The sequence below is a fragment of the Aliiroseovarius sp. S1339 genome, from assembly GCF_023195695.1.
Lineage (GTDB): Bacteria > Pseudomonadota > Alphaproteobacteria > Rhodobacterales > Rhodobacteraceae > Aliiroseovarius.
Window position 1 is genome coordinate 54394 of sequence record NZ_JALPQG010000007.1, and the last position, 15650, is coordinate 70043.

At 58.8% G+C, this 15650-nt stretch carries 21 protein-coding genes; 12 read left to right on the top strand and 9 right to left on the bottom strand.

The features are described from left to right. Positions 1–122: 122 nt before the first annotated feature. From MUY35_RS11595 to MUY35_RS11610, 4 genes are read left to right on the top strand one after another with little or no spacing between them, the layout of a single operon-like run. Entirely contained in the window at positions 123–797 is a 675-nt protein-coding gene (locus MUY35_RS11595; protein WP_248368385.1) for an ATP-binding cassette domain-containing protein, read from the top strand. Further along, a complete protein-coding gene (locus tag MUY35_RS11600; RefSeq protein WP_248368386.1) occupies positions 794–1699 on the top strand; it encodes an FtsX-like permease family protein in 906 nt (301 codons plus the stop codon). The genes MUY35_RS11595 and MUY35_RS11600 overlap by 4 nt, the downstream gene beginning before the upstream one ends. Beyond that, on the top strand, positions 1699–2433 hold the full coding sequence (locus MUY35_RS11605) for a lysophospholipid acyltransferase family protein (RefSeq protein WP_248368387.1): 735 nt from the start codon (positions 1699–1701) through the stop codon (positions 2431–2433). Before MUY35_RS11600 ends, MUY35_RS11605 begins: the two co-directional genes overlap by 1 nt. After that, positions 2433–3038, top strand: a complete 606-nt coding sequence (locus MUY35_RS11610; protein WP_248368395.1) for a pyridoxamine 5'-phosphate oxidase family protein — start codon at positions 2433–2435, stop codon at positions 3036–3038. Before MUY35_RS11605 ends, MUY35_RS11610 begins: the two co-directional genes overlap by 1 nt. A gap of 21 nt (positions 3039–3059) precedes the next feature. On the opposite strand, the gene MUY35_RS11615 is transcribed toward MUY35_RS11610, so the two are convergent. Together MUY35_RS11615 and MUY35_RS11620 are read right to left on the bottom strand one after the other, a co-directional pair. Further along, a complete protein-coding gene (locus tag MUY35_RS11615; RefSeq protein WP_248368398.1) occupies positions 3060–3398 on the bottom strand; it encodes a carboxymuconolactone decarboxylase family protein in 339 nt (112 codons plus the stop codon). A 108-nt stretch (positions 3399–3506) separates the two neighbouring features. Beyond that, positions 3507–4472, bottom strand: a complete 966-nt coding sequence (locus tag MUY35_RS11620; RefSeq protein WP_248368401.1) for an acetyl-CoA carboxylase carboxyltransferase subunit alpha — start codon at positions 4470–4472, stop codon at positions 3507–3509. A gap of 150 nt (positions 4473–4622) precedes the next feature. Here MUY35_RS11620 and MUY35_RS11625 point away from each other — a divergent pair, with 150 nt between their 5' ends. Further along, entirely contained in the window at positions 4623–5450 is an 828-nt protein-coding gene (locus MUY35_RS11625; RefSeq protein WP_248368403.1) for an AraC family transcriptional regulator, read from the top strand. A gap of 46 nt (positions 5451–5496) precedes the next feature. Here MUY35_RS11625 and MUY35_RS11630 read toward each other — a convergent pair whose 3' ends face one another. Both MUY35_RS11630 and MUY35_RS11635 read right to left on the bottom strand, forming a co-directional pair. Then, positions 5497–5919 carry a hypothetical protein gene (locus MUY35_RS11630; protein WP_248368412.1) on the bottom strand — a complete coding sequence of 141 codons (423 nt, stop codon included), beginning with the start codon at positions 5917–5919 and terminating at the stop codon, positions 5497–5499. A 168-nt stretch (positions 5920–6087) separates the two neighbouring features. After that, the gene (locus tag MUY35_RS11635) at positions 6088–7047 is read right to left on the bottom strand and encodes a CoA ester lyase (RefSeq protein ID WP_248368423.1); all 960 of its coding nucleotides are present in this window, start codon (positions 7045–7047) and stop codon (positions 6088–6090) included. Between the two features lie 283 nt (positions 7048–7330). On the opposite strand from MUY35_RS11635, the gene dgcN reads away from it, so the two are divergent. Continuing rightward, positions 7331–8332: an N-acetyltransferase DgcN gene (gene dgcN, locus MUY35_RS11640; RefSeq protein ID WP_248368425.1), complete on the top strand. Its 1002-nt coding sequence runs from the start codon at positions 7331–7333 to the stop codon at positions 8330–8332. A 30-nt stretch (positions 8333–8362) separates the two neighbouring features. Next, on the top strand, positions 8363–9328 hold the full coding sequence (gene dgcA / locus MUY35_RS11645; protein WP_248368427.1) for an N-acetyl-D-Glu racemase DgcA: 966 nt from the start codon (positions 8363–8365) through the stop codon (positions 9326–9328). Between the two features lie 5 nt (positions 9329–9333). On the opposite strand, the gene MUY35_RS11650 is transcribed toward dgcA, so the two are convergent. Beyond that, positions 9334–9783 carry a DMT family transporter gene (locus tag MUY35_RS11650; RefSeq protein WP_248368430.1) on the bottom strand — a complete coding sequence of 150 codons (450 nt, stop codon included), beginning with the start codon at positions 9781–9783 and terminating at the stop codon, positions 9334–9336. Between the two features lie 106 nt (positions 9784–9889). Here MUY35_RS11650 and MUY35_RS11655 point away from each other — a divergent pair, with 106 nt between their 5' ends. Further along, complete coding sequence (locus MUY35_RS11655) at positions 9890–10744, top strand: D-amino-acid transaminase (RefSeq protein ID WP_248368444.1); 855 nt, start codon at positions 9890–9892, stop codon at positions 10742–10744. 46 nt (positions 10745–10790) lie between these two features. Here MUY35_RS11655 and MUY35_RS11660 read toward each other — a convergent pair whose 3' ends face one another. The 4 genes from MUY35_RS11660 to MUY35_RS11675 form a co-directional block, all read right to left on the bottom strand. Next, positions 10791–11186 carry a hypothetical protein gene (locus MUY35_RS11660; protein ID WP_248368447.1) on the bottom strand — a complete coding sequence of 132 codons (396 nt, stop codon included), beginning with the start codon at positions 11184–11186 and terminating at the stop codon, positions 10791–10793. Continuing rightward, complete coding sequence (locus MUY35_RS11665) at positions 11176–11814, bottom strand: DUF5671 domain-containing protein (protein WP_248368449.1); 639 nt, start codon at positions 11812–11814, stop codon at positions 11176–11178. The genes MUY35_RS11660 and MUY35_RS11665 overlap by 11 nt, the downstream gene beginning before the upstream one ends. Positions 11815–11877: 63 nt before the next feature. Further along, entirely contained in the window at positions 11878–12195 is a 318-nt protein-coding gene (locus MUY35_RS11670; protein WP_248368451.1) for a DUF1244 domain-containing protein, read from the bottom strand. 111 nt (positions 12196–12306) lie between these two features. Then, entirely contained in the window at positions 12307–13047 is a 741-nt protein-coding gene (locus MUY35_RS11675) for an N-formylglutamate amidohydrolase (RefSeq protein ID WP_248368455.1), read from the bottom strand. Between the two features lie 130 nt (positions 13048–13177). Between MUY35_RS11675 and pyk the strand changes: the two genes are divergently transcribed. From pyk to rplT, 4 genes are all read left to right on the top strand, one after another. Further along, positions 13178–14626 (top strand): pyruvate kinase, encoded by a 1449-nt coding sequence (gene pyk / locus MUY35_RS11680; protein ID WP_248368459.1) that lies wholly within the window; start codon positions 13178–13180, stop codon positions 14624–14626. 43 nt (positions 14627–14669) lie between these two features. Beyond that, positions 14670–14906: a hypothetical protein gene (locus tag MUY35_RS11685; protein WP_248368462.1), complete on the top strand. Its 237-nt coding sequence runs from the start codon at positions 14670–14672 to the stop codon at positions 14904–14906. A gap of 134 nt (positions 14907–15040) precedes the next feature. Continuing rightward, complete coding sequence (rpmI, locus tag MUY35_RS11690) at positions 15041–15241, top strand: 50S ribosomal protein L35 (protein WP_248368465.1); 201 nt, start codon at positions 15041–15043, stop codon at positions 15239–15241. 14 nt (positions 15242–15255) lie between these two features. Then, positions 15256–15621, top strand: coding sequence for a 50S ribosomal protein L20 (gene rplT, locus MUY35_RS11695; RefSeq protein WP_248368467.1), 366 nt, complete (start codon positions 15256–15258; stop codon positions 15619–15621). The last annotated feature ends 29 nt before the right edge of the window (positions 15622–15650 follow it).

Consider the following 15650-nt stretch of genomic DNA (forward strand, 5'->3'; position numbering starts at 1 on the left):
TCCCTGCCATTTCGATCTCAATATGGCAGTTTCACTGCGAAAATCAAACCATTGCAAGCACTGCATTGAAACAAATGCTTAGCTGAGGCAAAACTGTCGCCAAGCAAAAGCGAGGACCGCGCATGATCGAGCTGCAACAAGTGTCCTACGGATATGGGGACAGCACGCTTCTATCTGACATTACCATGAAACTTGCACCGGGTTCGTTTCACTTTCTGACAGGCCCTTCCGGGGCCGGGAAAACGACACTGATCAAGATGTGTTATGGCGAACTGATTGCAACGCAGGGGCGGGTGACGCTGTTTGATCAGGACGCGCAACACATGTCGCGCGATGATGTGGCGAACGCGCGCAGGCGGATCGGTGTTGTTCATCAGGACTGTCAGTTTCTGGATCACCTAAGTCTGGCCGAGAACGTGTCACTGCCTTTGACCGTTTCAGGGCGCAGTCTTGCCAACCCGTCCGAGCTTGACGACCTGCTTGCATGGGTTGGCCTGTCTGAGCAGCGTGACGCCAAACCGCCGGAACTGTCGGGCGGCGAACGTCAGCGGGCCGCGCTGGCTCGTGCCGTGGTGACGTCGCCGGATGTGATATTGGCGGACGAGCCAACAGGCAACGTCGATTGGGACATGTCGCTTCGCCTGCTCAAGCTGCTGGTCGAACTGAACCGCATGGGCAAGACGGTGTTGATCGCCACCCATGACATGAACCTGATCCGATCGACCAAGGCGCAGGTGCAGGCGCGTGTTTTGCGTATCTCTAATAAACACGTCAATCAGGCGGGAGCGGATTTATGAACGTGCGTTTAAGCACTTTGATGCATTTCGTGGCAGGCGACGCGCAGGCCGACCGCGTCGTGCCACCGACCGGGTTCACTGCACGTCTGACAGTATTTGCGGCAGCCTCGATGGCTTTTTTGGCGGTGTTCGCGTTGGCGCTGTCCTTGGCGACAGGTCGTCTGGCTGATCGCTGGGGCGATGCGCTTGCCAAAAGTTCGACCATCCGCATCACTGCGCCGGTTGATCAGATGGACGCGCAGGTGCTGGCCGTGATGGAAGTGCTGGCGACGACCCCCGGCGTGAAAGAGGCCCGCCCCCTCAGCGACGACGAACAACGCGCCTTGCTAGAGCCGTGGTTCGGGCCAGACCTGCCACTTGATCAGTTGCCCATCCCGAAGCTGGTCGAGGTGATCGAGGATGCGGATGGATACGACCCGGAAGGCCTGCGCGCCCGCCTGACGGGCGAGGCTCCGGGTGCCATACTGGATGACCATGCGCGCTGGCGTGAACCGCTGGTGCGCGCTGCCAAGCGCTTGCGCGCGCTGGGTTTCGTAGCCATCGTGCTGATAACGGCGCTGGCTGGTGTGGTGATCACCCTTGCCGCGTCCGCCGCGCTGTCGGCAAATGAGCAAGTGATCCGGGTGCTGCGGCTGGTTGGGGCGCATGACAGATACATCGCCCACGCCTTTGTGCGTCGCTATACCCTGCGTGCGCTGGGCGGCGCTGTTGTCGGCACGGTGTTGGGCAGCTTGGCAATCCTGCTGCTGCCATCCGCCGGGGATCAGGGGAATTTTCTGACTGGACTAGGATTTGAGCGGTGGGAATGGCTCTGGCCTGCCCTCATACCGCTTTTCGCCGCCCTTGTCGCGTTTTTGGCCACCCGCCAAACCGCCCAGAATGTCTTGCAGGAGAAACGCTGATGCGTCACGCATTCCAATGGCTCCGCTCGCTCGTGTTTATCGTCCAAATGTACATCATGTTGGCAGTCATCGGCTTCGGTTTTGTTCCGCTGATCTGGTTCAACAAGAAATATGCGATGGTTGCCATTCACAGCTATTGCCGCTGGGTGCGCTGGACCGCGTCATGGATGATCGGGTTGCGTTCGGAAATTCGCGGCGACCCACCGAGTGATGAGGTGCTGATTGGTGCGAAACACCAGAGCTTTTTTGACATTATCTTGATCGCAAGTGCAGTCCCCGCGCCGAAATACATCATGAAGAAGCAACTGACCTGGGCGCCGGTGATTGGGCTGTATGCAAAGTATACGAACAGTATTCCCGTGGATCGCGGCAAGCGCGGGCAGGCGATCAAGCAGATGGTTGAAGATGTCCGCTCTGGCACCGCAAAGCCGGGGCAGTTGGTGATTTTCCCGCAAGGCACACGGGTCGCGGCGGGTGCCAAGAAGCCTTATAAGGTCGGAACCGGGGTGCTTTATCGCGAAACCGGGCAACCGTGTGTGCCTGCCTCAACCAATGTCGGCGTGTTCTGGAAGCGTCATGGCATCATGCGTTATCCCGGCCTTGCGGTGGTCGAATTTCACCCCCGGATCGAACCGGGGCTATCGCTTGAAGACTTCATGTCAAAGCTGGAAGAGACGGTTGAAGCCGGGTCCAACGCGTTGATGAAAGAGGCCGGGCTTGAGGTCGAAACTTGATGGATTTTATTGCCACCCTTCAGGACTTAGAGGCACATTACGGAACCCCCGGCGAGGCATCTTTGGTAAAGGTCGCACGCCACCTGACGCCGACCTATCGAAAATGGATCATGGCCTCGCGGTTTTGCGTTCTGACGACCGTCGGGCCCGACGGCACTGATGGCAGTCCGCGCGGCGATGATGGCCCCGTGGTGGTCGAACTGGACGCCCAGACCTTGGCCCTGCCTGATTGGCGCGGCAACGAGCGGATCGACAGTCTGCGCAACATCGTGCGTGATCCGCGCGTGTCGCTGATGTTCATGGTGCCGGGATCAAACAATGTCGTGCGGGTCAATGGCGAGGCTCGGCTGACCGCTGACGCCCCGCTGCGCGCCCGGTTTGAGAAATCTGGCAAGCTACCCCGCACGGTCATCGTTATCCACATTCACGAGGTCTATTCCCAGTGTGCCCGTGCCATCATGCGTGCCGGTTTGTGGACGTCCGGCGATGAAAGCGCGGGACTTCCGACAGTGGGCGACATGCTGAACGAAATGACCTCGGGCGCGTTCGACGGTGAAACCTATGACAAGACGTGGCCGGACCGGGCCAAGGCAAGTCTTTGGTGAGGGTTGATCCACGCAGTGCCGTTAGGAAGCGCTGAACTGCTCAAACGCCTCGCGCGCCTTAGCGCTGTATGAGATAGACGGACCGCCACCCATATAAGACGCCATTGCCAGCGCCTCGTTCAATTCGTCCAGCGTTGCCCCAAGCCGCACCAATGACCGCACATGAAAGCCGATGCAGCTGTCGCAGCGGGTCGAGATGGCAATGCCAAGCGCGATGAACTCTTTTGTCTTCTCGCTCAGCGCGCCATTTGTCTTGGCGGCTGTTCCCATCTGGACGAAGCCTTTCAGGGTTGCGGGAATGTCTTTGGCAAGATGATTGATGTTGCCTTCGGTCTCGGCAAGAAATGATTTCCAGTCCACGAATGATCCTCCTTGGGGGTCACTCGTGACTATCATTTGGGTCAGGTCGCAAACCAACCCCGCCCACGAAGACGTGATGGGTGCGCGGGGTGCCAAATTGGCCGATCTTTAGGCAGCCAGCCCCTTGGCACCCATTTTCAGGAACTTTTCACGGCGCTCTTTCAACAGCGCGTCGCCCTTCTGGCGCTTCTTCAGTGCCTTCAGCTCGGCTTCGATGGCCTTGCCGACGGCGTTGATGGATTCGCTGCGACCGCGTTGAGCGCCGCCCATCGGTTCGGGGATGATCTGGTCAATCACGCCCAGTTGCTTCAGGTCCTGAGCGGTGAGGCGCAGCGCCTCGGCGGCTTCGCGCATCTTGTCTGAATCCTTCCACAGGATTGACGCGCAGCCTTCCGGGCTGATTACCGAATAGATCGAATGTTCAAGCATCATCACAGTGTTGGCGGTGGCCAGCGCCACTGCGCCACCTGACCCGCCTTCGCCGATGATCACCGAGATCACGGGGGACTTCACATTCAGGCTGCGTTCGGTCGACCGCGCGATCGCCTCGGATTGGCCGCGTTCTTCGGCACCTTTGCCGGGATAGGCGCCGGGGGTGTCCACCAGCATGACAATCGGCAATCCGAAGCGGTCGGCAAGATCCATCAGGCGGATCACTTTGCGGTAGCCTTCAGGGCGGGCCATGCCAAAATTGCGTTCAATCCGTGACTTTGTGTCATTGCCCTTTTCCTGACCCATCACAACGACGGGAACGTCGCCCAGCCGTGCAAGCCCGCCCATAACGGCGTGGTCATCGGCAAAGTTGCGGTCGCCGGCCAGCGGCGTATATTCGGTAAACAGGGCTTCGATATAGTCCTTGCAATGCGGCCGGTCAGGATGGCGGGCCACCTGACATTTCCGCCACGGGGTCAGATCTTTATACAGTTCTTTCAGAAGGGCGCTGGCCTTGGCGTCCAACCCTGCGGCTTCGCCCTCCACGTCCATCTCTTTGTTGGCGCGGGCAAGGGCGCGCAGTTCCTCGGCCTTGCCTTCGATTTCAGCCAGCGGTTTTTCGAACTCAAGATAGTTGGTCATGGGTCAGCCTGATTGCGTATCGTTCCTAGCTATATGCCGCTTGCGGCGCGGCAATACAACTGCTGCTCTTTTCGTTTGGTGTGCAAGTTGGCAAGATTTGTGCGCTCATCCTGGGGCAAGAAGAACGTGGAAGAGCTTGAAGGAGCTGCCATGCGTTACGAAGACCGATTGCTGCGCGTGCTGACCTATATCCACGACAATCCTGATGGAGATTTGTCGCTGGACCAACTGGCGGACGTCGCCGCCATGTCGCGGTTTCACTGGCATCGCGTGTTTCACGCCATGACCGGCGAAACCTGCGCGCAGGCGGTGCGCCGGATGCGTCTGCATCGTGCGGCGGGGCGGCTGGTGCGTGAAGATACCCCGGTCGAGGTCATCGCCCGCGACTGCGGCTATCCCAACCCCCGCAGTTTCGGTCACGCGTTTCGCACGTCATATGGCAAGACCCCAATAGCCTTTCGCGCAACCGGCCGGCTAGACGCCCCGGTGCTTTTGCATCGAACAGGAGAGATCAAAATGTATCCAATTGATATTCGTGAAACTGACGCGCGTCGCGCGATCGGCCTGCCTCATAAGGGCGCTTACATGAACATCGGAAAAACGTTCGAGGCCGCGTCGGCCATGATCGCTGCCCGCAATTTATGGCCCCAATGTGGCCCGATGCTGGGCCTGTATTATGACGATCCCGACTCGGTTGCCGAAGATGACCTGCGCAGCTTTGCTGGGGTCGAATGGCGCGGTGAAGATGTTCCGGATGGTTTTGAAGTTGTGGATATTGCGGCAGGGCGTACGGCCGTTTTGACCTTCAAAGGGCCATATGCGACGCTCAAATCCGGCTATGACACGTTGTATGGCGAGTGGTTGCCGAAATCTGGTGAAACGCCTGCCAATACGCCTTGTTACGAGGTTAATCTGAACGACCCGCGCGACACGGACCCTGACGAGTTGCTGACCGAGATTTACTTGCCGTTGGCGTGAATTGATGCGTGGCGGGCCATTCGACCCGCCACGATCAGGTTTCAGATCAGAGCGCCATGTCGATCAGTTTCGCAAATTGTGCTTCACTCAGCACCTGACGCCAATGATCGGTGCAGTTTGACCGCATCATCACCAACTTGACCTCGTTCGCGCCGATCTTGTCGGCGATGGCTTGGCGTTCGTCAGAGGGGGCACCTTCCACGATGGCTTTGCGAAGGTCGGCGCGCAATTGCACCGTTTCAGCCTCCAGCGCTTTTCGGACGGCTGGCATGGTTGCGACCCAATCCTTCAGGGCGGCGCGCTGGGTTTCGTCCAGCTCCAACGCGTCCATGTTTTTGGCCAGAATGCCGGTCAATTGGATGACAGGGCGCGACAGGCCAGTCTGCGCCGGGTTTGAGGGTTGCATTTGCGCCAGAGCAGCGCCGGTCAGGCTAAGGCTAAGGGCGGTGGCGAAAAGAAGCGGTTTCATTATTGAACCTTTCAGATTGGGTTGCGTCCCCAAGCGGGCCTCGTCATGACCCAAGCCCAACCTATCCCCCCTACGTGCGATTCCCATGCGACCGGATGCCCTGCGACAGGGTGTATCAACAGAAAAGGCCCCGCGCTGGGCGAGGCCTTTTCTGTAAGGGATTGGCGATCAGCTGTTTGCGATCAACTCAGCCTGCGCCACGATCACTTCGGCTTGTTTGATCGAGGCGATGTCGACCAAGCGGCCCTTATAGACTGTTGCGCCTTCGCCATTTGCCTTGGCTTGTTCCATCGCGGCCAGGATTTCGCGTGCTTCGGCTACGGCCTCATTCGATGGGGTGAAGACGTCGTTGGCCAGCGCGATTTGTTTCGGGTGGATGGCCCATTTGCCAACCATACCCAACGTGGCCGAGCGTTTCGCCTGCGCGACAAAACCTTCATCGTCCGAGAAGTCGCCAAACGGGCCGTCAACCGGCAGCACACCATGCGTGCGACAGGCGGCGACAATGGCGGCCTGCGCCCAGTGCCACGGGTCCGACCAATGCTTTTCGCCCTCGCGCAGCATGTAGTAGTTTTCCTGCGTGCCGCCGATACCGGTGGTTTGCATTCCCATTGACGCAGCGAAATCGGCAGCCCCCAGCGACATCGCCTGAAGGCGCGGTGAAGACGCGGCGATGGCTTCGACATGGGCAATGCCGGCAGCGCTTTCGATGATCACTTCGAATGCGACGGGTTTCGTGCGCCCTTTGGCGCGTTCAATCGCGGTGACCAGCGCGTCGACGGCATAGACATCCTCGGCGCACCCGACTTTCGGGATCATGATCTGGTCCAGACGCTCGCCTGCTTGCTCCATCAAATCGACCACGTCGCGATACCAATAGGGCGTGTCCAATCCGTTGATGCGAACGGATACGTGCTTGGTGCCCCAGTCGATGGTGTTGATCGCCTCGATCGCGTTGGCGCGCGCCATGTCCTTGTCCGAAGGCGCGACGCTGTCTTCCAGGTCAATGTTAATCACATCGGCGGCCGAGGTCGCCATTTTTGCGAACAGTTTGGTATTCGACGCCGGGCCAAACAACTGGCAGCGGTTCGGGCGGGCTGGGGCGGTGGGTTGGATGCGGAAGGACATGTGTCGCCTTTCAGTAATGAAGTTGCGATTTCTCGGCTGCAATCGTTATTAAATTGCCGCGATATCCGCAAGATCATTTTGCACTCGCAGAATCTCCGCTTTGCGGCAGTGCAGCAAGCCGAGTTTTCTTTCGCCATTCGCAAGCTGGTGGGATAAACTACACTCGTGGGTCACTTCTGCCGAAGGTTCTTCGAAAAGATCCCTGCCTCACGCGAACTTAGCAATCTATTTCTTCTGATAGTCGTGAATTATCCCTCTGCAATTTTCTGAAGAGGGCGCGCGCATGATCAAGACACCATATCTTCTGTTTTTGGGCGATGTGCCCGACCAACTGGCGGCGAAGGTGGCTCAGGGCATCAAAGACTGGCGCCCGGAAAATGCCGTGGGCCAGCTGCGGCTGGACGGCTGTGGCGCCGATCTTGGCTTGGCCGACATGACGTTGACGGAAGCGAAGGCGGCAAGTGCCAAGACACTGGTCATCGGTGTGGCCAACCGTGGTGGCGTGATCTCGCAGGCGTGGAAAAAGGTGCTGGTGATGGCGCTTGAGGAAGGGTTCGACCTTGCGTCGGGCCTGCATAACCTTCTGCGCGACGAGCCCGATCTGGTCGCGGTGGCCGAAGCAACCGGGCAAGAGCTGCATGATGTGCGCCTGCCCGAAGTCAAATACCCGATCGCCAACGGCGTAAAGCGCACCGGCAAGCGTAGCTTGGCTGTTGGCACGGATTGTTCGGTTGGCAAGATGTATACGGCGCTGGCGATGGATAAACTGATGCGCGAACGCGGGATGAAATCGACCTTCCGCGCCACCGGGCAAACCGGCATCCTGATCACCGGGGACGGCGCGCCCTTGGATGCGGTGGTGGCGGATTTCATGGCGGGATCGGTCGAATATATCTCGCCCGACAACGACCCTGACCACTGGGATTTGATCGAGGGGCAGGGGTCGCTGTTCCATGCCTCGTATTCCGGGGTGACGATGGCCCTGATCCATGGCGGCCAGCCCGATGCGCTGATCCTGTGCCACGAACCCACGCGCGAACATATGCGCGGACTGCCCGATTATCAGCTTCCATCGCTGGAAGACCTTCGCGATGTTGCCTTGACCTTGGCAAAGGTGGTCAACCCAGCCTGTCAGGTGATCGGTATTTCGGTCAACACGCAACATATGGCTGAAGATGCCGCCACGTCCTATCTGGCAGAGCTTGAAGCCAAGATGGGCCTGCCCGCCACCGATCCGTTCCGGTTTGGGGCCGACAAGCTGGTGGATGCGTTGGCGGCGGTCTAAGTTGCCGTTCAGGCTAAACAGGGGGCAGACATGAAAATTTCGGTCACGGCAGATGTGTTCAAGCTGGCGCAGGTTTTCACCATCTCGCGCGGGTCGCGCACCGAGGCGAAAGTGCTGACTGTTCGGATCACGGATGGCGATCATCAAGGCTGGGGCGAATGTGTGCCTTACGCGCGCTACGGCGAAACGCTTGAAAGCGTCACGGAACAGATCATCGGCCTGCCCGCTGATGTGACGCGTCAGGCGCTGTTGGACCTTCTGCCAGCAGGCGCCGCGCGCAACGCCGTGGATTGCGCCTTGTGGGATCTTGAGGGCAAGCGCGCGGGCAAACGTGTCTGGGAACTGGCTGGCCTGCCCGAACCGGGGCCCGAGATCACCGCTTATACCCTGTCACTGGCCGAACCCGCCGAGATGCAGGCGCAGGCCGAAATACATGCCCATCGCCCACTATTGAAGATCAAGCTGGGCACACCCAACGACATGGCCCGGCTTGAGGCAGTGCGCAAAGGGGCGCCCAAGGCCCGCATCATCGTGGACGCAAACGAAGGGTGGTCGGCCGATGTCTATGCCGACCTTGCCCCGCACCTTGTGCGGCTGGGCGTCGATCTGGTCGAACAACCTCTACCAGCAGGCGAGGATCATGCGCTGATCGGTATGGATCGCCCGGTGCCGGTTTGTGCCGATGAAAGCTGCCATGATCGCGCCAGCTTGCCGGGGCTGAAGGGCAAGTATGACGTGGTGAACATCAAGTTGGACAAGACCGGCGGCTTGACCGAAGCGCTGGCGCTGCGTGATGCCGCCTTGGCCGAGGGGTATAAGGTCATGGTTGGCTGCATGGTCGGCTCATCACTGGCGATGGCGCCTGCCACGCTGGTCGCGCAGGGCGCGATGGTGACGGATTTGGACGGGCCGCTTTTGTTGGCGGAGGATCGCGATACACCGCTTGAGTTTGACGCCAAGGGTGTGCACCCCCCCACGGCGCGTTTGTGGGGGTGAAGGGATTAACTGCGCCCGGCGATTTGGGTCAGGAACACGCCCAACCCCATAACGGCGATCCCAGACACGCGCCAAAAGGTCAGCGTGCTTGGCTGTGCGCCGAACAGGCCGAAATGGTCGATGGCAGCGGCGGATACAAGCTGGCCCAACAGCACAAAAAACACCGCATTTCCAACCCCGAAGCTGGGCGCAACCCAAGTGATGGTCAGCACATAAAACGCCACAAGACAGCCCGCGAAGAAAAGATGCGGCGGCGCGCTGACCGCGCCTTTGAGCGAGCCACCTGCGAACAGAAACACGATACCCGTGGTCAGCAGGGCCACAAGAAACAAGATGAAACCCGCAGAAATCGGCGACCCCAACCGCTGCCCCAGCGCCGCATTCAACGCGGCCAAAATTGGAATGCCAATCCCGGCGGTCAGCATGATGGCGGCGGATTGTGTCGCAGTCGGCATTGGAATTCCCTTTTGACTCTTTCGATGACCCGAGTATCAACAGCCAGAACAGGAAACGCCGCGCGGGTCAACGCACCCCGCACGCGTCACACCAAGGAGATCAGACATGACCCGCACCGTTTACGTGAACGGAGAGTACTTGCCCGAAACCGAGGCCAAAATCTCAATCTTTGACCGTGGCTTCCTGTTTGCCGACGCGGTGTATGAAGTGACCAGCGTGCTGGGCGGCAAGCTGATCGCATTTGACGGTCATGCCGAACGTTTGCAGCGGTCGCTGAACGAGTTGGACATGGGAAACCCGATCTCGACCGATGATCTGTTGGAAGTTCATCGGGAATTGGTGCGTCAGAACGATATCGACGAAGGGCTGATCTATCTTCAGATCTCGCGCGGGGCCGCCTCTGATCGCGATTTTGCGTTCCCGGACCCTGAAAAGGTGATGCCGACCGTGGTTCTCTTCACCCAGTCGAAGCCGGGGTTGGCCGCGACTGTGAAGCCGATGAAAGTGATCTCGATTGATGATATCCGCTGGGGTCGCCGCGACATCAAGACGGTGCAACTGCTCTACCCCTCAATGGGGAAGATGATGGCGAAGGCTGCCGGTGCTGATGACGCTTGGATGGTGGAGGACGGCTACGTCACCGAAGGCACGTCGAACAACGTCTATATCGTGAAAGATGGCAAAATCATCACGCGCGCGCTGTCCAACGACATCCTGCATGGGATCACCCGCGCCGCTGTGTTGCGCTATGCCGAAGAGGCGCAAATGGAGGTCGAGGAACGTAACTTCACCATCGAAGAAGCCCAGAACGCGGATGAAGCCTTCTTCACCTCGGCCTCCGCTTTCGTGATGCCGGTCGTACAGATCGACGACAAACCACTGGGTGGTGGCGAGCCGGGCCGGGTGGCACTGCGCCTGCGCGAAATTTATCTGGATGAAAGCCTGAAAGCGGCGGTTTGAACGTCATTTCGCGGGCAAGGGGAAGGGTCGCGCATGCGGCCCTTTTTCATTTCTGGGTCAGAAGAAAGCAGCCGCTGTCGCGTTGCCACTGCCCCGGCCCCAGATCGTAATCTTCGACCAGTTCGGGGCGTTCAAATCTGGCGCAAAGGCGGTAAGACGTTGCCGACGTTTTTTCGTAGACATATGGCGCATCTGTCACCGGATCAGCCATCGGCAGTTTGTCGGCGCAACGTTCATCGGTGGCGAGCGTATTGGGCACAGCGTCGTCCAGATCATAACGGCAGGCAACAAAGGACTGTAATTCACGTAGATCAGCCAGACGCGCCATGTCACGTTTTTCGGCCCGCGCGGCGATCGGGCCACCCGTGACCATCAAACCGGCCACAATTGCCGCCGCGACCAGCCCACCAATCAGCAAGGGGGCAAAGGTGTCACTTTGCATCGGCGCCCTCGTATTCTTCTTGTCTGAAATAGGCGAAAACTGACCCTGCGACACCCGCCACCACCAGTGCCTTGAGGATAAAGCGCAGCGTCAAGTCACCGCTGAGCAGCGCATAGATCACCGCCATCAGATCGCCCAACAATGAAATAGAGGCAAGGAATAGCGTCACATAACCAAACCATTTGCGAACTCCTGAACGACGCTTGCCGGGATCGGCCTTCGTGGCCTGCACGGTGCGGCGGTTCAGAACAAGGAAGGTTGGGGTGAAAACGACAAGGGCCGCGATGGACCAACGTGTCGAATTAAGCGCATAGCGGCCTTCACCTTCCACAAGCGGGTCGGCGACCCAATGGTCGATGAGGCTATGCAATAGCGCAACGAGGTGCCATGCCGTCATCGCTAACGCGACGAACATGATGCCATAAAAGAACGCCTCGCGCGCGGACACATAGGGGCGCGGGCGGGGGACCGGGGTGGGGAAGTCAATCTCGGCCCACGCGTCCAGCGCTTCTGCGACTTCGTTGGGTGCCCAGCCGGATCGAGACAGCGCAGATCGAATGTCGTCGCGACTTTTCCCGGCCGCTAAAGCGTCGCGGGTGAACTCGGCAAGTTGATCAGATGGGCGCATCGGGCACCTCCTATGAACTGGTTACAAGGGCAGATTGGCACCGCGATAGGATGTCGGCCAAGTTCAGTTTTTTGGGTCCAGCACGTTTTCTTTGAACGCAACTTCAAAGGCGGCTTGTTTGTCTGGGCTGGCGTCGGATTGATGCTTCGCCTTCCAGTCGTCATAGGGCATGCCGTAATATGCCTCGCGCCCCTCGGCTTTCGACATTTCGATGCCACGTTCGCTGGCGGCTTCCTGATACCAGCGCGACAGGCAATTGCGGCAAAACCCGGCCAAATTCATCATGTCGATGTTCTGAACGTCCTGACGGTCTTCCATCAGATGCTTTTGCAACCGGCGAAAAGCGGCGGCTTCAACTTCGATACGGGTTTGGTCATCCATGGCGTGTCCTTTGGATCGATAGGGTCGCATTAATAGGTGGGGACAGGGCGCCTAAGGTCAACCTTTGACGTTGGCGCCCCCTAGGAAAGGGAATGCCCGCGTCTTTGCAGATCACAGCCTGATTTTCGCCAGTGTTTCGGTCAGGACCGGGGCCAGCCGCTCTGCCCAGCCGCGTTGTTGATCTTCGGTTTCGATCAGGTCATTGCGGATTTCGATCAGCACATTGACCCGACCGGGCAATACCGCGTGACGGTCGATGCTGTCGCCATCAAGATGGCCGCCGTAAGGTTCGTTTTCACCGACGCACAGGTCCGGCTCTTCCCTCAGGCGCGCGATCAAGGGCGTGGCAAGCCGGCTGTCACGATCATGAAGAATGGCGATGTGCCAGGGCCGCATTTCGCGCCCTTGCAACTGCGCCGTATAGGAATGCATCGCTACGATCACCGTGTTGTCCTGCCGGGAAGCCAGCCGGCTGACCGCTGCGTGATAGGGGTGGTAAAGCGCATCAAGCCTGCGGGTCCGCTCAGCCTCGTCCACGTCGCGATTGGCGGGAACCACCGTTCCGTCGTAAAGCTTCATCACAAGCGTCGGATCATCCTCGCCCCGGTTCGGGTCGATCACAAGACGCGAGAAGTTCGACAGAATTGCAGGCGCGTCCAGCAGCTCGGACAGGTGGCGTGTGACGCCCGCTGCACCGACATCATAGGCGATATGGCGGGCCATATCTTCGGGCGCGACGCCCAGATCGCCGCCACCCACGCAGGGTGGCACGGTATTGGTCGCGTGGTCGCAAGTGATCAGCCAGCGCGATGGCCGATCCTCGCCAAGCATGTGATAGGGGTGGTATGTCATGTTTGTGTCATTCATATTTGCCAGACCCGTTTATGCGAGCCTTTTGGTAAGCGCCAGTTGTCAGCGCTAACATTTTCGGGCATAGAACAAACGACCCGAATTTTAGCCCAAATTAAAGGAGATGTGCCCCGTGAGACGCCATCGCAACGTCAAGATTGTCGCCACGCTCGGCCCAGCTTCCAAAGATTACGATACGATTCGCGCCTTGTTCGAGGCAGGCGCCGACGTGTTCCGCATGAACATGTCGCACGGAACCCATGACGAACAACGCGAGCGCCACGCCCTCGTGCGCAAAGTCGAAAAGGACATGGAGCGTCCAATTGCGATTCTTGCCGATTTGCAGGGACCCAAGCTGCGGTGCGGGGTCTTTTCCGCAGGGGCTGCCGAAATCGAAGAAGGTCAGGACTTCCGCTTCGATCTGGACAAAACCCCGGGCGAAGGGCATCGCGTCTGCCTTCCACACCCGGAAATTTTTGCGGCACTGAAAGCCGGATCGACCCTGCTGGTGAATGACGGCAAGTTGCGCATGAAGGTCAAGGAATGTGGCCCGGATTTCGCCAATTGCATCGTCGAAGTTGGCGGCACGATTTCTGATCGAAAGGGCGTGAACGTGCCGGACGTCGTATTGCCGCTGGCCGCTTTGTCGGACAAAGACCGCGCCGATCTGGAATTTGCCTGCCAATTGGGTGTCGACTGGTTGGCGCTTAGCTTTGTTCAGCGTGCCGCAGATGTTGAAGAGGCGCGCGAACTGGCGAAGGGGCGTGCCGCCATTTTGTCGAAAATCGAAAAACCTGCGGCCGTGGATGCGTTTGATGCGATTTTGGAGGCCTCTGACGGGATCATGGTCGCGCGTGGTGACCTTGGGGTTGAATTACCGGTTCATGCAGTTCCGCCAATCCAGAAACGCCTTATCCAGCTTTGCCGCCGTGCGGGCAAGCCAGTGATTGTGGCTACACAGATGCTAGAAAGCATGATCGAAAGCCCAATGCCCACAAGGGCCGAGGTCTCGGACGTGGCGAATGCCATTTATGATGGCACGGATGCTGTCATGTTGTCGGCAGAAAGCGCCGCAGGTCAGTATCCGATCGAGGCTGTCGCGACGATGAACGCCGTTGCGGTTGAGGTTGAGCACGACCAGACCTATCTGGATCAGGTTGATGCCCACCGTGTGGCATCGCGCAGCGGAGTTGCCGATGGGATCGTGGCGGCTGCCCGCGAGATTGCCGAAACAACCGAGATCAAAGCGATCTGTTGTTTCACACAGTCGGGCACAACTGCGCTGTTGACCTCGCGCGAACGTCCGCGCGTACCGATCATTGCTCTGACACCCCTGCGTGGCACAGCGCGGCGGTTGTGTCTGTCATGGGGCACAAACTGTTTCGTCACACCCGACGAGGTTTTGCGATTCAAGGCGGCTGTCGTCTCGGCGGCGCGTGCAGCACGCAGTGCTGGATTTGCCACGGAAGACGACCAAATCGTTGTCACCGCCGGTGTTCCCTTCAATGTTCCGGGTACAACAAATATCCTTCGTGTCGCCCCATGTGACGAACGGCAAATTTTTGCCACAGATCACGAGTAACCTGTTTTCCGCGCAACAGGGGTGGGGTGTCGAGGAGTGAGTTATGAGGGAAGACACGTTTATGGTTGTCGGGATTGTGGTGCTTGCGCTGTCGATTCCGTCTTTTTTGTCCGCGATCCGGGAAGGTCGGGCGCCAAGGGTGCCAGCGATCATGTTCATGATTGGTGGCGGGCTGATTGCCCTTGCGATCTTGCATCGGCCCGGCGGCTATCAGATCGAGGATATTTTTACCGCGTTCCGCACCGTTTTCGGTCGCCTGAAGGTGATGCTGGCGGCCTAGATAGTTTGCCTGCCACAGCGGGCAGAATCCACTTGCCAGCCTGATTGATTCCGCCTATACGCCGCACTTCATGCGCGACCGGCTCAAGTGGCATGCCGAGTCGTGCAAACACCGAACCCATGAAGGAGACGGAAATGCCCAAGATGAAGACCAAGTCGAGCGCGAAGAAGCGCTTTAAGGTTACAGCGACAGGTAAAGTCCTTGCAGGTCAGGCCGGCAAACGCCACGGCATGATCAAACGCTCTAACAAGTTCCTGCGCAATGCGCGCGGCACCACAACCCTGTCCGCCCCCGACGCCAAGATCGTCAAGGGCTTCATGCCCTACGATCGTTAAGAGGAGATACTGATATGTCCCGCGTTAAAGGTGGAACCACAACTCACGCCCGTCACAAAAAAGTCGTCAAAGCTGCAAAAGGCTTTTATGGCCGTCGCAAGAATACCTTTAAGGTAGCGCGCCAAGCCGTCGACAAAGCGAACCAATATGCAACCCGTGACCGCAAGAACCGCAAGCGCAACTTCCGCGCCCTGTGGATCCAACGGATCAACGCAGCTGTGCGTTCGCATGACGAAACACTGACCTATTCGCGCTTCATCAACGGCCTGACCATGGCTGGTGTTGAAGTGGACCGTAAGGTTCTGGCCGATCTGGCCGTGCACGAGCCCGACGCGTTCGGTGCGATCGTTGAAAAAGCACAGGCTGCTCTGGCTGCTTAAGCCAAGCCGCATTTGAATACGGAAAAGCC